Origin of the sequence: Capsulimonas corticalis, from assembly GCF_003574315.2 — a bacterium.
In the GTDB taxonomy this organism is placed as follows: Bacteria; Armatimonadota; Armatimonadia; order Armatimonadales; family Capsulimonadaceae; genus Capsulimonas; species Capsulimonas corticalis.
Window position 1 is genome coordinate 5121671 of sequence record NZ_AP025739.1, and the last position, 15267, is coordinate 5136937.

Annotated in this window: 16 protein-coding genes; 10 read left to right on the plus strand and 6 right to left on the minus strand. The window is 61.3% G+C overall.

The window, feature by feature from the left end; all coding sequences use genetic code 11:
• Window positions 1–3 precede the first annotated feature (3 nt).
• From D5261_RS21900 to D5261_RS21915, 4 genes are all read left to right on the plus strand, one after another.
• On the plus strand, window positions 4–1851 hold the full coding sequence (locus D5261_RS21900) for a transketolase (RefSeq protein WP_174721482.1): 1848 nt from the start codon (window positions 4–6) through the stop codon (window positions 1849–1851).
• A 61-nt stretch (window positions 1852–1912) separates the two neighbouring features.
• Window positions 1913–2458 carry a hypothetical protein gene (locus tag D5261_RS21905; RefSeq protein WP_119322034.1) on the plus strand — a complete coding sequence of 182 codons (546 nt, stop codon included), beginning with the start codon at window positions 1913–1915 and terminating at the stop codon, window positions 2456–2458.
• A gap of 33 nt (window positions 2459–2491) precedes the next feature.
• The gene (locus tag D5261_RS21910) at window positions 2492–2740 is read left to right on the plus strand and encodes a hypothetical protein (RefSeq protein ID WP_119322033.1); all 249 of its coding nucleotides are present in this window, start codon (window positions 2492–2494) and stop codon (window positions 2738–2740) included.
• Window positions 2741–2818: 78 nt separating this feature from the next.
• The gene (locus tag D5261_RS21915) at window positions 2819–3160 is read left to right on the plus strand and encodes a hypothetical protein (RefSeq protein ID WP_119322032.1); all 342 of its coding nucleotides are present in this window, start codon (window positions 2819–2821) and stop codon (window positions 3158–3160) included.
• Between the two features lie 26 nt (window positions 3161–3186).
• Here the strand turns inward: D5261_RS21915 and D5261_RS21920 are convergent, their stop codons facing one another.
• From D5261_RS21920 to D5261_RS21945, 6 genes are all read right to left on the minus strand, one after another.
• The gene (locus D5261_RS21920; protein ID WP_119322031.1) at window positions 3187–3966 is read right to left on the minus strand and encodes a sterol desaturase family protein; all 780 of its coding nucleotides are present in this window, start codon (window positions 3964–3966) and stop codon (window positions 3187–3189) included.
• 210 nt (window positions 3967–4176) lie between these two features.
• Window positions 4177–5097, minus strand: coding sequence for a glycoside hydrolase family 43 protein (locus tag D5261_RS21925; RefSeq protein ID WP_119322030.1), 921 nt, complete (start codon window positions 5095–5097; stop codon window positions 4177–4179).
• A gap of 20 nt (window positions 5098–5117) precedes the next feature.
• Complete coding sequence (locus D5261_RS21930) at window positions 5118–6104, minus strand: helix-turn-helix transcriptional regulator (RefSeq protein WP_119322029.1); 987 nt, start codon at window positions 6102–6104, stop codon at window positions 5118–5120.
• A 28-nt stretch (window positions 6105–6132) separates the two neighbouring features.
• Complete coding sequence (locus D5261_RS21935) at window positions 6133–7923, minus strand: hypothetical protein (protein WP_119322028.1); 1791 nt, start codon at window positions 7921–7923, stop codon at window positions 6133–6135.
• Between the two features lie 2 nt (window positions 7924–7925).
• Window positions 7926–9014 carry a dual-specificity RNA methyltransferase RlmN gene (rlmN, locus tag D5261_RS21940; RefSeq protein ID WP_301002139.1) on the minus strand — a complete coding sequence of 363 codons (1089 nt, stop codon included), beginning with the start codon at window positions 9012–9014 and terminating at the stop codon, window positions 7926–7928.
• A 68-nt stretch (window positions 9015–9082) separates the two neighbouring features.
• A complete protein-coding gene (locus D5261_RS21945; RefSeq protein WP_119322027.1) occupies window positions 9083–9961 on the minus strand; it encodes a ComEC/Rec2 family competence protein in 879 nt (292 codons plus the stop codon).
• 194 nt (window positions 9962–10155) lie between these two features.
• Here D5261_RS21945 and D5261_RS21950 point away from each other — a divergent pair, with 194 nt between their 5' ends.
• From D5261_RS21950 to ccsA (D5261_RS21975), 6 genes are read left to right on the plus strand one after another with little or no spacing between them, the layout of a single operon-like run.
• Window positions 10156–10776: an ABC transporter ATP-binding protein gene (locus tag D5261_RS21950; protein WP_165864278.1), complete on the plus strand. Its 621-nt coding sequence runs from the start codon at window positions 10156–10158 to the stop codon at window positions 10774–10776.
• A complete protein-coding gene (locus D5261_RS21955) occupies window positions 10718–11452 on the plus strand; it encodes a heme exporter protein CcmB (RefSeq protein WP_119322025.1) in 735 nt (244 codons plus the stop codon). Before D5261_RS21950 ends, D5261_RS21955 begins: the two co-directional genes overlap by 59 nt.
• Window positions 11445–12221, plus strand: a complete 777-nt coding sequence (gene ccsA / locus D5261_RS21960) for a cytochrome c biogenesis protein CcsA (RefSeq protein ID WP_165864276.1) — start codon at window positions 11445–11447, stop codon at window positions 12219–12221. Before D5261_RS21955 ends, ccsA (D5261_RS21960) begins: the two co-directional genes overlap by 8 nt.
• On the plus strand, window positions 12222–12365 hold the full coding sequence (locus D5261_RS21965; protein WP_119322023.1) for a CcmD family protein: 144 nt from the start codon (window positions 12222–12224) through the stop codon (window positions 12363–12365).
• Window positions 12362–12781, plus strand: coding sequence for a cytochrome c maturation protein CcmE domain-containing protein (locus D5261_RS21970; protein ID WP_119322022.1), 420 nt, complete (start codon window positions 12362–12364; stop codon window positions 12779–12781). The genes D5261_RS21965 and D5261_RS21970 overlap by 4 nt, the downstream gene beginning before the upstream one ends.
• 34 nt (window positions 12782–12815) lie before the next feature.
• Window positions 12816–15254, plus strand: coding sequence for a cytochrome c biogenesis protein CcsA (ccsA, locus tag D5261_RS21975; RefSeq protein ID WP_119322021.1), 2439 nt, complete (start codon window positions 12816–12818; stop codon window positions 15252–15254).
• Window positions 15255–15267: the final 13 nt, after the last annotated feature.

Sequence of the window (15267 nt, forward strand, 5' to 3'; positions counted from 1 at the left end):
TTTATGACCGATCAGATACAGGATTGGAAAGAGCTGGCTGCGCAGCTTCGCGTTGACAGCATCCGCTGCACCACGGCGGCCGGTTCGGGCCACCCGACTTCGTCCATGTCCGCTGCGGACCTGCTTTCCGTGCTCCTCGCCAAGTATCTGAAGTATGATTGGGATAACCCGAAGCATCCCAACAACGACCATTTGATCTTTAGCAAGGGCCATGCGTGCCCGCTGCTCTACTCCGCCTATAAGGCCGTCGGCGCGATCACGGACCAGGAATTTCTGACCCTTCGCCAGCTCGGAAGCCGCCTGGAAGGCCACCCGAACCCGCACACGCTGCCGTGGGTAGACGTCGCGACGGGCTCGCTCGGCCAGGGACTTCCCATCGGCGTCGGCGTCGCCCTCGACGGCAAGTATGTCGATAAGCTTCCCTTCCGCGTCTGGGTGCTCCTGGGCGACAGCGAGATGGCGGAAGGCTCCGTGTGGGAGGCGTTCGACAAAGCGTCCTACTACAAGCTGAACAACCTGATCGCCATCATCGATGTCAACCGCCTTGGACAGCGCGGCGAGACCGACCTGGGCTGGAACACCGATGCCTACGCCGCTCGCGCGACGGCCTTCGGCTGGCATGCGATCGTTCTGGACGGCCAGAGCGTCGAAGAAGTCGATGCGGCCTACGCTGAAGCATTGACGCAGACCGACAAGCCCACCGTCTTGATCGCGAAGACCAAGAAGGGCGCCGGCGTCTCGTTCCTCGCGGACCACGACGGCTGGCACGGCAAGGCGCTGAACGCCGATCAGGCGAAGGACGCCATTGCGGAGCTGGGCGGCGAGCGCCACATTCTCATCAATGTCGCGAAGCCGGAAGAACTGAAGCCCGCCGCCGGCATCACCGAGCAGCCCCTGAAGCTTCCCGTCTACGAAGCGGGAACCAAGGAAGCCACGCGCAAGGCGTACGGCGACGCTCTGGTCGCGATCGGCGCGTCCCGCGCGGACGTGGTCGTTTTGGACGGCGAGGTCTCCAACTCCACGCACGCCGATGAGTTCAAGAAGGCGTATCCCGATCGCTTCTTCGAGATGTTCATCGCCGAGCAGCAGCTCGTCTCCGCCGCCGCCGGTTTCGGCGTCCGCAAGAAGAAGGCGTTCGCCTCCACCTTCGCGGCGTTCTTCACCCGCGCTTACGATCAGGTCCGCATGGGCGCGATCTCGAACTCGACGATCAAGCTGGTCGGCTCCCACGCCGGCGTCAGCATCGGCGAGGACGGCCCGTCCCAGATGGCTCTGGAAGACCTTGCGTCCTTCCGCGCCGTCTTCGGCAGCACGGTCCTGTACCCGAGCGACGCCAACCAGACCGGCCACCTGGTCGATCTGCTCGCCGACCAGCCGGGCATCTCCTACATGCGCACCACGCGTGAGAAGACCCCGATCATCTACGCTCCCGATGAGAAGTTCCACATCGGCGGCAGCAAGGTCGTCAAGCAATCCGACAGCGATCAAGTGACCGTCGTCGGCGCCGGCATCACCCTGCACGAAGCCATCAAGGCGCACGCTACCCTGGCGGCCGAAGGCATCAACATCCGCGTCATCGACCTCTACTCGGTCAAGCCCGTGGACAAAGAAGGCCTGATCGCCGCCGCGTCCGCCACCGGCAACAAAGTCATCGTGGTCGAGGACCACTGGCCTGAAGGCGGCCTCGGCGACGCCGTTCTGGACGCCTTCGCGGACCTGGGTGACAAGTCCCCGGTCGTCGTCAAACTGGCCGTCCGCATCATGCCCGGCTCCGGCAAGCCGTTCGAACTCCTGAACGCCGCCGGTATCGACGCCGACCATATTGTCAAGGCCGTCAAAGAGCTGCTCTAATCCGCTCACATAAAAATCCCGCCGCGCACCCGCGCGGCGGGATTTTTCCATATTCACTTCAATGACAATTGTCCGCGCCCCTCAATCCATCATCGGCTATCACGGCTGCGACCTCGACATCGCCAATCGGTTGCTGAACGGCGAGCCGTTTCATAAATCAGCAAACGACTACGATTGGTTAGGTTCTGGGGTTTACTTCTGGGAATATGCGCCTTATCGGGCATGGGATTGGGCGCAAAAGCGATATGGTGATCAAGCGGCGGTTCTGCGTGCAGAGATCGTGCTTGGCGATTGCTTAAATCTCTTAGATACTGACTATTTTTCCGACCTTGGATCAGTCTACAATAAGCTTGCCCACGCCTTTGCCAGTCAAGGAGTTGCTCTTCCATTCAATAGTCGAGGGGCTAATCGTCTGGATCGCATTGTCATTGATAAATTTTGCGAAGAGTACACACAGGGTGGCGGCGATTTTGATACCGTACGAAGTTGCTTTGCGGAAGGGGCTCCACTCTACGATGGCTCCAAAATCTTAAGTCTTACGCATACCCAAATCGCTGTGCGCAATGCGGGTTGTATTCAAGACTTAAAGCTGGTACACTTTGAATAAGATTATCTCTGGCTTTACGGGGAGAATGGAATCATGGGATATCGAGGACGGATTGATGATCCTGGCGTAATGGAGGGCATTCTGGAAAGAATCCAGAATTTAACCCGAGAAGATTTACTTAAAATGCTGGCCCGGTACGACAACGAAAAGCCTGGTGACGTTATCTTGCCTGGCGTACCCCCGCGTTTTCCCAAAAACGATCAGCCGATTGTTCTTCAAATCGTCCCTCCGCGCGCGTCCCGCGCGAAGCGGCGAACGCCCAAACGTCAGAAGGCTGCGTAGCTTCCTGAGACAAGATTTTGCATATCACAGCCTCGCAGCGTCTGCGAGGCTCTCTTCGTTTTAGATTGGATACACACAATGACCCCAGAAGAAGAAGTCCTGGCCGCGAAACTCATCGCCGAGTACCAGGATTACCATCGCAGTGAACGCGAGCGGGAAGAAGAGAAGGGGATGTATATCCTCAATCGCGGTATGCGGGACGTACTTGGCGTGGAGCCGAAATTGGAGACGGACAGCATTATCTACATGGAATGCAAGTTCGTTCCCAACGGCGAAGAAGGCATCGCCATCGAATATATCTGTACTGCTTGCGGCGCCGCGCACGTGTGGCCGGTGTATTCGAGCATGGATGTGGGAGCGTTTTTGATCCCCGAGCGCCGCGCGGAGATCGTGGCGGAATGCCCGATGCCGAAGGATTGAACGGACTGCCCAAGTAGAGCGGCGGTCTAAGCGTCTACCTGTGTACGCCCTGGTTCGTCAGCGACCGTCGTGGGAGAGAGCAGGTCATGGATATTTCCTGCTTGATGTCTAGTGACAGGAGCCTGGAACGTATTTCCGATGACATCCAAAAAACTCAGAATTCCGGCGTAGTTCTTGTTTCGACATATGGGCGAATGGTGGAGGCGGTGCAGTCTTGGGCTGGCGATGATCTGGGAGAACCGGCCGTAGTGGATATTTAGATCGGAATGAAGCAGCACCGTGTAGATCCTCTCCAGGATCACCAATAACGCGATGGGTTTGAGATCGAGGCCGAGGATCATCGCCGGCAGATTGGCGCCGACGATGATGAGCAGGAAATCCACCGGGTGCTGGCGTGAAGCCGCGCTCCAGGTCATGTCAACGACAGTATGGTGAACGCGGTGATACTTCCATAGATACGGCAGCGTATGCGCCAAGCGGTGAAAGACGTAAACCCATATCTCGGCCATGAGGAGCGCCGCCGTCGCCTGAAGCCAAAAAGGCTGTTGTTTTACAAACAACAGCCATGGCGCAGGCAAAAACTGCTTCAAGAAGAAGGCGATCTCGTAAATAATTCCCGCTGCGATCCATAAGCCGAACGATTGATAGAACCAGAGAGCGGCGAGATCTTTGAACTTGGGTCGAACTGCTTTGTCGCCATCGAATAATTCCTCAAGCGGCCAGAAGATCAACGCGCACACAGCCACGAAGCAGAGGCCACTTACGCACAGACCGATCATTTGCTGAAAAAATAAGTGCATCGGCATGGCTCGGTTCAGTAGCCCGCGAGTGGTGAGCCAATATAGCGGTTAGTCGCTCCTCTAGCCATCACATGGTAAGTTAAAGCAAACGCGATCAGTCCCAAAAGTGAGGCTCCAACCAATATCACAATGGTCCCTCGTTTATGTTTCATGAAGAAACCTCCTACGTCCCTATACGCCGTTTTACTGAAATTGGTTTCGGTCGCATCAAAAGTATTATTGGTTATGAGACAGCGCATTTTGCGCATGCTCAAACTCGGCGTCAGTAATCTCAAAGATGCTCCCATGCCGGGCGTTCGCGGGAAACGTAGCCTCGGGTAAAATCGTCCAGTTCAGAAGATCGTTGGAAATAGAGACGCCGTAGCCGTCTGCCATGCAGTAGTCGTAGGCGAGATGCCAGGGGGCGTTTGGGTTGGGGCGGTAGAGCGCGGGGCCTTCGGTGAGCTGGGGCGTGATGGCGTCGGTGAGGACGGTGTAGGGGCCGCCCAGCGCGGGGGCGCTGGCGACGCGCATGAAGCGGTGTTCGCCGTGTTTGTAGCCGAATCGCTCGTCTTTGAAGATCATATACCATTGGCCGTTGGCGGGGACGATGGTGGCGTCGATGATCGTGTAGCCGGCGTCCAGGAGGACAGTAGGCGGGGTGAAGGTCTGGAAGTCCGTGGTGCGGGAACAGAAGATGCGGCTGTCGTCCCAGCCTTCGCTGCCGTAGGAGGATGACCAGAAGACAAAGTAGTTTCTCTGCGCTTCGTCGTAATGGAATTCGGGCGCCCAGGCGTTGCGCGCTCGCTCGTCGCCTTGGATGATAGGGATCGAGCGCTGATCCTCCCAGACGATCAGATCGCGCGAGCGGGCGTAGCCGATATCTCGGCGCGTGGCGCCGCCGGTCGAGAGCAAGTGAAACCAGCCGTCCAGTCCTTTGCGGATGAACGGATCGCGGATGATATATTGGTTCGCGATAGAGTTTAAGACAGGTTTGTTGTCGTTAAGCGGCGTCCAGATCACGCCGTCCTGGCTGTAGGCTAGATGGAGCGATTCGGCGGACATCGTTTCCTCTGTCAGCGGAACCGTTTCGATGCCGTTTGGGGTGACTTCCACGCGCCCGCCGTAGATCTGTCGAAAATAACTGAATATCCACATCTTGGTAAATTCTCGCTGCTTCAGATTAGTTTGACGGTGCCTTCTTTCGGTGCATCGTAAATCCCCACCATCTTCCGCGCGGCGTCGGCGACGGCGACGCGTAGGGGCGCGGGCTCCAGCACTTCGGCTTGTTCGCCGAAGGAGAGCACCCAGTAGAGGATCTCTTGATAACCGGAGACGATGACGCGGAAGAGAACGGAGCCGTCGGGTTGTTTGTCGATGCGCTGAGTCGGGTGCCACTGGCCGCCGAGGATCCAGGAGGCGGTGCTGGGGGCGAAGCGGACGACGACTTCGGTGGGCTCGCCGCCGGCCTGGAGCTGCCAGCCTTTGGACAGCCACTCCTGAAGGTCGAAGTCGGCGGGATAGCGGAAATGCAGCTTATCCTCGACGCGCAGCCATTTGATGCGGTCCAGGCCGAAGGTGCGGATGCCCTGACGCAGGTGGCAGAAGCCGACCATGTACCAGGCGCCGATCTTGAAAGTGAGGCCGTAAGGATCGACCCGGCGCTTGGAGGGCTCCATACGGCTGCGGGAGAAGTAGGTGATGTCCACGGGATTGTGGTGGATCATCGCGTTTTGGAGATCTTGGTAGACGCTGGCGGAGAACTCGCGCACGACCGGCTGGCTGACGGCGACGCGGGCGTGGGCGCGGCGAATCTCGGCGGAGATGCGCTGCGGCAGAACCTGGTCGATCTTTTTGAGCGCGGTCGCGAGGGCGTCACGGTATCCGGCGCCGGCTTGCTCGGCGAAAGTGGAACCGGCGATGCGCAGGGCCAGGGCTTCGGGCGGGGTGAAGGAGGTCGGCAGGAACTTCATCTCGGCGAGGCCGAACTTGCCTTTTTTGCGCTTGATCTGCCCCCACTGGCGCAAAATGGCGATGTCCCGCTCAATGGTGGCGCGGGAGACATTGAACTTCGACTCCAGGTCGGCGGCGTCCCATTGCCAGGGCTCGCTGTCGATCAGCTGGAGGATCTGAATAAGACGATTGAATTGTTCTTCCAGTGTCATGGTGGTCGCTCAGTCGCCTTGGTCGGCGTTATGTCCAGAATAAAGCGCCGCCATGTGGCGGCAGATCGAAACGCAGCTTCGTCACTTCTCCCTGGGGATCCCAGTCGGCCATATAATCGTTCGTTACTAATGGGGCGCGCAGGCGCTTGGCTTCGCGCAGCAGCACGACATCGGCGTCGGTGCCTGAGTCGACGATGGTGATCTCCTCACGCGCGATCATGAGCCGCAGTTCGTCGGGATCATCGATCGTGTAGGGCAGGGGAGCGTCGCCCATCAAGTGTACCGGAAAATACCCCCGCCCTCGCAGGGCGCGGCGCAGTTCCAGGATGGGTTTCAGGCGCGCGCGGCCGGCCGTCAGCGATTCCTGATCGAACCAGGCGGCGTTGCTGGCGTCGACGACGACAGATCCCAAAGGCTTCTTTTGCAGCGGACCGAGATAGGAGCGGTCGCCTTCGGCGGCCAGCTCCAGCGCGGCGATCAGACGGCTATGGAGCGCGGGATCCGACGTTTCGCAATGCGCCAGGCTCTTACGCACGCTGGCGACAATCGGTAGATCTCCCCGGTCGATTGCGGAGAGGATCGCGGCGGCGGTCAGCGGGTATGGGAAGAAGCCGGGGAGAGGGAGCACGTCGTCGGGGCCGAGCGCGCCGGGCGCGGGATCCAGCGTGTCGGCCAGCGCCGCGGGGAGCTGCTTGCGGATCTGCTGCTGGAGCCGCGCGTACGCCTGTCCATTGAGCTTGCGCAGCCGCGCGAACGCCGCGCCCGCGTGCTTGATAATCTCGCGGTCATCCGTGCGAATGGAGGCGACGAACGCGCGGGAGACCTTTTCGGCCTCGGGCGTCTGTGGATCGATCAGGAGCAGCTTGACCATCGCGTCGGTCGCCGCGCGGATGTCGCCGCGTCCCAAACTTGCCGTCACCAGGGCGCGCGCGGAGATCGACGCGGCGCGCGGATCGCCCGACGCCTCCATCACCCGCGCGACGATATCGAGGGCGGCGAGGTTATTGGGATCGGCGCGCAGGACATCGTTCGCGAGGCTGAGCGCCAGATCGTGCTTGTTCTTATCGATGAGATGCCGGACGGCTTCTTCCCAAACGTCGTCTTTGGAAGCCGTATGTATGGTCCTGGCTTTGGAGGAATGGTTTGCGGCGCCGCGCGATCCGGGCGCGTGGCCCGCGAGCGATTTGAGCAGCTGTCCCCGCTCGTTGGTGAGACGCGCTGTTTGGCGCTCCAGGCGGGCGATGCGCAGGGAATGCTTTTCGGCGGTCTGCGCCAGTGTGTCGCGCTCGGCCTCAGCGGCGCGCAGCGCGGCGCCGGCCTCATATTCCCGCCGTTCCGCTTCCCGCACGCGTTCCTTCAGCGCCGCGATCTGCTCGCGCGCCTCATCACGATCGCGCTTGCGCTTCTGGCGCTCTTGATGCAGCTCTTCTTCCCGGCGCTTGACATCGTCCGGCTCCGACACCTTTTCTGGTTTGGACGCCGAGGGCGCCGGTTTCAGGGAATCGTCCGACTCGCTGAGATCGCGCAGGCGCTGGGCAAACGCGCCGTTGCGCGCGGCCTCCTCGGCCAGACGGCGGCGGACGACGGGGTTGCCGAGCCCCTGGTGGTTCATCCGGAACCCGGAGAACACCGTGGCGCGCAGCAGAAGGTAATCTTTTTCTTGGAGAAGGGAAATGACGGGAGGCGCTTTAAACGCGGCGAGAAGCGCGTAGGCTTCATCGAATGTGAGCGGTTCCGGCGCGAGTTCCGCAGTTTCTTGAGCGGGAGCGTCGCCGGAGATGGGTTCCGGCGACAAAACGTTCCGTTCTTCCGCCGGCATGATCAGACCGTCCCCGAAAGCACCGGAAGTTCACGCATACCCGGCGTGCGCTTCGTGGACTGCGTGACGAGCTGGCCGCAGGCCGCCGCGATCTGCTGTCCGCGCTCCTTGCGCTGCGTCACGGTGACGCCGGCGGTTTCCAGGATCTTGCGGAAGGCGGCGATGCGCGAGGGCTCAGGGCGTCCAAAGCTTTCGGTCACGCTGGTCGGGTTGTAGGGGATGACATTGAGCGCCGCCGGCATGCCCTTCATCAGCTGGGCCAATTCACGGGCGTCTTCCGGCCGGTCGTTGACTTCCTTGAGAAGAACGTACTCAAAGGTCAACCGGCGGCTGGTATGGTTGGCGTACGCCTTGCAGCTCGACATCAGTTTCGCCAGCGGATAGTTTTTCGCGACTGGGACCAGCCGCTGCCGCAGCGAATCGTTAGGCGCATGCAGCGATACGGCCAGCGTGATCTGCAAATCTTCCTGCGCCAGCTTGTCGATATTTGGGACGATGCCCACGGTGGAAAGCGTGATATGCCGCATGGCGACTCCGCACTCGGAGTTCAGAATGCGAATGGCCTTCAGCGTGTTGTCGTAGTTAAGAAGCGGTTCGCCCATGCCCATCAGAACGATGTGGCTAATGCGCCGCTGGGACTCCGATTGCAGCATCAAAAACTGGCCGACAATCTCGCCCGCCGAAAGATTGCGCGTCAGCCCCTGCGTTCCAGTAGCGCAAAACACGCATCCCATCGCGCATCCGGCCTGTGTCGAAAGGCACACGGAGACGCGCTTGCTGTCGGGCAGCAGCACGCATTCGATAGGGTAGTTGCCTTCGGTCAGGCGGGCCAGCAGCTTGACGGTTCCGTCGCGCGTGTCCTCATGCCGTTCCAAAAGGGAAATGGGTTTCGCGGGAAACGCCTCCGCCAGCTGCGTCCGCGCCGCCAGTGGAAGGTTCGTCATCTCCTCAAACGAAGCGCGGAACCCGCCGCGCTGATCCGGCAGCATCCGCCGATAAAGCCAATCGGCGACCTGTCCGCCATGAAACTCCGGCAGCCCCGTCGCCGCCGCAACCGCGCCGCGAATCTCCTGCGCGGTCATTCCGATCAATGATTGTGAAACGTTCTCCTGCATCACAAAAGTATACCCTTTTGAAAGGCCGTAAGTCAACGAGCGGCCTACAGCTTCGCCCCCGTCACCTGGGGCGCGGAGACGCCGTTGGTGGTGACGGTGACGGCGCCTTGCATGTCGGTGCGCCAGATGCCGGCCCCGGCGGCTTGCAGGCGGTGCAGGGCGCCGGGGTCGGGCGGTTCTTGGGGCGTACAGGAGATGACGGCGGTGGCGGGACCGGCGAGGCGCAGGAATTCCAAAGAGGTGCCGTCGCCGCCGCCGTGGTCGGGGACCTGGAGGATGTCGCAGGCGAGGTCCTCGGGGGCGTCCGCCACGAGGTAGGGCTCGGCGGCGGCGTTGCAGGAGCCGGCGAGCAGGATGGCGGTTTGGCCGAAGTCGACGCGGCAGATGAGCGGGTCCAGTGAGGCGCGCGGGCTGCGCTGCTGCGGCCAGAGCACGGAAAGACGCATGGCGCTGTCGCCGATCGCCGCTTTTTCATTGGCGTGGACAACGCGATAAGGGATTCGTTTGAGACGGATGCGGCGGATTAGACGTTCGCGGGTGGGATCGCCGTCGTCCACGCCGCTGTTCCAGATGGATTTGATCGGGATCCGCGAATCGAGCAGGGCGGTCGTGCCGCCGATTTCCGACAGGGAAGGAGATGCGAGGACGAGCAGGTCGATCTGCGTGATCCTGGCCTTGTGCAGGGAGCGGACGACTTCCTGTCCGGAGACGTCGCCGCCGTCGTTGACGAGGATCGTCCGGTTATCCGTCGTGCGGATCAGCGTGCAGCTTCCGCTGGAAAGCTCCAGAAACGTGACCGTCATCGTCGGCGGAACCGTCGCGGTTTGATGCTTGCGCAGCCACCAAAAAAAGCTGAAAGTGACTCCCGCGAGGACGATTAAGCCCAGGATGGCGGCGATGGAGGCGCGCTGCTGTGCGTTCAAAAGGCAGCCTCAATCAAACAAAGGAGGAGGACTGGGAGAGAAACGACCGATACTGTATTGATACGAGGCATCCACCCATTATATCCTGACGCATGGAGTTCGGACAATCCCTCGGCGGAAACAGTTGTGATGAATTTCACAAAGTTGGGCGGCGGCGATTGCGCGTCACAGATCGCTTCAGGTATAATCGCATCGTGATATTGCGTCTGCTGATGGAAGATCTTTCGATGTCGTATCGCGGGCGGACTTTGTTTTCCGGGCTGTCCCTGACGCTTAGCCCCGGCGACCGCGTGGTTGTCAGTGGGTCGAACGGGACCGGGAAAAGCACATTTTTGAAGATCGCGGCGGGATTGACGCGCCCCGACATCGGCCGCATCGCATTGGACGCTGGCGGCGACGGCGCCCCGAAGCCGCTGCGTGAGTATTTGGGGTATGCGGGGCCGGACGTCAACCCATACGAAGAGCTGACGGCGATTGAAAATTTGGAGTTTATCGCGCGCCTTCGGGGCCTGGCGATCGACGCCGATGCGCTGCTGGACCGGCTTGGATTGACCGCGCGCGCGCGGCGGACGCCGGTCAAATCGTATTCTTCGGGGATGCGGCAGCGCGTTCGCCTCGCGGCCTCGCTCATCGCGGAGCCGATCGTGCTGCTTTGGGATGAGCCGACCGCCATGCTGGACGAGCAGGGGCGGCGGGTCGCGGACGAGATCTTGACGGCGCATACCGAAGCCGGCGGAATGGCCGTAATTGCAACCAATGATTCAGACGAAATCGGACGCTGGGGCGGCCGGCGCATCCACTTCGGCGACCGTTAGCCGCTGGGTCGATTGCGCCGCCGCCGTCTTCGCCAAAGAACTGCGCGTCGAACTGCGCACCCGCTATGCGCTGAGCGCCGTGGTCTTGTTCGCGGTGATCACGGTAGTCATGGTCTCGGCGGTGCTGGTCGGCGCCAGTGTCCGGGGCGATGTCAAAGCGGCGCTGGTCTGGATCATCTTGCTGTTCGCGGCGCTTTCGGGACTGTCGCGCGTATTTGTTCGGGAGGAAGAGGCTGGCACGGCGGCGATCCTGCGTTTGACCGCGCCGTCCTCGGCGGTCTTCGCCGGCAAGCTGCTTTTCAATCTGGCGCTGATCGGCGTGGTTGAACTGGTGAGCGTCCCGCTGTTTCTGCTGCTGATGCCGGTGGAGAAACTCCAGCTCGGATTGCTTCTGGCGGTGCTGGCGATGGGCGGCGCGGGGCTGGCGAGCGCCGCGACCTTCACGGCGGCCCTGATCGCACATGCGGCGTCCGGCAAGAGCGCATTGCACGCCATCATTTCGTTTCCCGTCTTGATGCCGCTCGCGCTTCTGGCGGTGCAGGCGACGGTGGGGGCATTTGACGCAATTCCTGTCCATATCCTTCGCGCGCGGAACGATGTGGGGGTATTGGGCGCGTATGCAATTGTGATGACGACGGCGTCTTTCCTGCTTTTTGAATATGTCTGGCATGAATAATAGTCAACGCTCCGGTTTTGGAGCGCCGAAACCTTCTGCGGCGTCCGCGCCGCAAGGCTCCCCTCTGGCGCAGATCCCCAAGGTCCTGCTCCTGCTGATGCTTTGCGCCACGACGGTTGCGGGTTTCCTCTGGCTGCCCGCCGCGGAAGGATTCCGCAATCCGGCGCTGGCGCGCATCGTCGTCTTCCACGTACCCTGCTCGATCGTCGCGTCCATCGCCTCCGGCGTCACCATGTGGTACGCCATCGCCTATCTCGCGACGCGCCGGCCGATGCATGACGTGAAATCGCGCGTTTCCGCCGAGCTGTCGTTGCTGTTCTGGATTTTGACTACGGTGACCGGCGCGATCTTCGCCAAGGCGCAGTGGGGGACCTACTGGAACTGGGACATTAAGCAAGGGGCGATCATTCTGCTGCTGATGATCTACGCCGCCTATTTCGCGCTGCGGTCGGCGATCACGGATGAGCGTAAGCAGGCGGTAATCGGCGCCGCGTACGGCATTTTCGCGACCCTCTGCGTCCCATTTCTAACATACATTCTGCCGAACTCTACTCCCGACACCCTGCACCCGAAGGGAACGATTACGACGAAAGACGGGTTAAGTCCCGAGTACAAACTGGTCCTGTGGGTAGGGGTGCTTGGACTAACGCTGGTTTACGTTTGGGTATGGCGGCAGCATGTGGCGCTGGACGCCATTCGGAGCCGCCTCGCGGCGCGGCGCACCCCGCCGCCCGCCTCGGGTTTTGTCATTGTGGAGACGGGACAATAAATGAATACGCAAATGGTCCCCTTGATGCTCGTGCCGCTGATCATCTGGATCAGCGTGTGGGGTTATCTGTGGACGATGGATAAAAAGATCAAGTCGCTGGAGCGACAGATGGCGCTGCGCGCCGAAGATGAGGACGCCTTATGAGACCCACGGGATTGATCATCGGAGTCGTGATCATCATCTCCTGCCTGGTGTTCAGCGCCAAGCTGTTCAAGGGCAGCCTCATCAACTACGTGCCGTTTTCCGAGGCGCGCGAGGCGACGGGGCAAACCGTACAGATCATGGGCGCTCCCGCCGCCGGCACGATGCAGTACAACACCAGCGAGCACGCTCTGCACTTTGCCCTGACGGACGAAAAGGGCGAAACCATGCCAGTTGTGTTCAAAGGCCCCAAGCCCGAAGATCTGGACACGGCGATGACCAAAGCGACCAAGATCACGGCGCAGGGCAGCTACAGCCCGGCGACATCGACATTCGTCGCGGAAAATCTGCTGGTGAAGTGTCCCAGCAAGTATCAGGGCTCCAACGACAGCGGCGAACGGAGTTACGGCAAGGCGTAGGCGTCGCCCCGCAGTCATCCAGAAAGTAATAACCATGCTCCTTTTCGGCTCCATTGCCGTTTGGGCCGGGCTGATCGCCCTGCTGGCGTCCACGGTCTGCTATCTCGCGGGCGCGAAGCAGCCGGCGCTTGCGCGGGCCGGGCGCGGCTTGTTCTTTTTCACGCTGCTTTGTATCGTGGCGGCGGCGGGGACGCTCGGGACGCTGCTGGTCACTCACCGATTCGATTCGGCGTATGTGTTTGAGCATTCGGCGCGCGCCATGGATCCGCTGTACTGGTTCCCGTCGTTTTGGGCCGGCCAGGAAGGCTCATTTCTCCTCTGGGCGTTCTGGACGGGCATTATCGGCGCGGCGCTGGCCGTCACGTCAGGGCCGGCCGAGCGCCGTGTCATGCCGGTTTTTAACGTCACGCTGCTCTTCCTCATTTCGCTGCTCGCCATTCGATCGCCATTTCTGCCGCTGGACACGCACGGCATGCCCGCTCCCACGGAAGGGCTGGGGCTGAACCCAAACCTGGAAAACCCGTGGATGGTGATCCACCCGCCGACGCTTTTCCTGGGATTCGCCACACTGACGGTTCCGTTCGCCTTCGCCATTCAGGCGCTGATCTGGCGGGACTGGGACAACTGGCTGAAACGCGCGCTTCCCTGGGGGCTGCTCGGCTTCTCCATCATGGGCCTCGCGATGATGATGGGCGGCTACTGGGCGTATGAAATGCTGGGGTGGGGCGGCTTCTGGGCCTGGGATCCGGTCGAGAACGGCCCGTTCGTTCCGTGGATGTTCCTGCTGGGCTTTATCCATGCGGCGCAGGTCAATCGTGTTCGCGGCGGCCTGGGGCGGACGCTGCTGGCGATGGGAATCCTGCCGTATGTCACCGCGCTGTATGAGACGTTCCTGACGCGGTCGGGCGTGCTCGAGAAGTTCAGCGTCCACTCGTTTTCCACGCTGGGCGGCGTCGCGAACAATATTCTGCTCGGCGGTTTGCTGACGGCGCTTGTTGTGGGCTTCGGCCTGCTGATCTGGCGCGCTAAGAACGTTCCGACAAAGCCGAACCAGTGGGATCAGCCGGCGACGCGTGAATTCGCGTTTCTGATGTCGATTGTGCTCTTTACGCTGTGCGCGATCATCTCAGGCGTCGGAATGTCTGCTCCGCTGATCACCGGCATCGCGCAGAAGTTCGATCCCTCCGTGCATCTCGCCTCCATCCACGAAGATTTCTATAACAAGGCGAACTTTCCGATTGCCCTGCTGCTGGCGATCGGACTGGGGCTGGGGCCGCATCTGGCGTGGCGCGAGCGCGGCAAGGCGAATGGCGACCGGCTGATGTGGGCGTACGGCGGCGCCGTCGTCCTTGCGGTTGGGTTCATGGTGCTGAGCCGGACGCTGGGGACGCCGCTGTTCGGCTTCAAGCTCGCCGTGCAGGTCCTGCTGTTCACGACATCGGCGTTCGCGCTGATCGCCAACGCGCTTCTTTTGCGCCAGATCAAGCCCGCCGGCCAGAAACATATCAATGTCTGGACCGCCGGCGGCGCGCTGTCGCATGTCGGCGCGGCCCTGCTGCTGATCGGGATCGTGAGCCTGGCGACGTTCGTCCAGAAGGATCCCAATGTGCTGCTGGTGCAGGGGAAACCGCAGAGCGTGCTGGACGGTCGGTACACGATGACGTATCTGGGGCAGACGTCCGACTTCAATAAAGACAAGCACAACGCCCTGCGCTTCCATGTCGTTTCCAAGGACAAGCGGGAAGATTTTACGGCGCTGATGCCGTTCGCCATGCGGGCGATTCAAGGCGGCGAGAAGAAGCTCTTCGGGCACCCGGCGATTGTCCACCACGCCGGCGGCGACCTGTATCTGTCGCTCAAGGACGGTCCCGACCTGTTCTATAAGACGCCGCTGTTCCAGCCAAAGATCAAGCTGGGCGGCGAGGCGCATGTCCACGGCTATACGCTCAAATTCGTTCGGTTCGACCGCGATCCGGCGGCGGCGGCGTTTGTGCAGCAGACAGGCCAGATGCCCGACGTCTTTCCGGTCAACGGCGTGGTCGAAGTGACGTATCAGGGCAAGACCACCACGGTTTCGCCGCAGTTCGTAACCCACAAAGACAACCCGGCGATGCCTGATTCGCCCGAGCTGCCCTTGCCGGGCGGCTGGCTGATCTCATTCAATGGGATGAATGCCGGCAGCGCCGACGCTTCGAATCCGAACGCGGGCGCGATGACGGAGGCGGGATCGTTCGCGCTGCGGGAAGACAGCGGGCCGCCGGCGGAGGCGTTCCAATTGGAAGTTTCGACTCGGCCGATGATCAATTTGGTCTGGATCGGGACGATGCTGCTGGTCTTGGGCGGTCTTTTGAGCATGCGGCGGCGCATGAACGAGGCGCGCGTGGCGGCGTCCGAGCCCGATGTCGAGGCGGCGGCTCCCAAAGTTCCGGCGCGCGGCGCCCGCGCAAAACGGCAGCCCGCGCGGGTAAGATAATGGCAGGCGCATG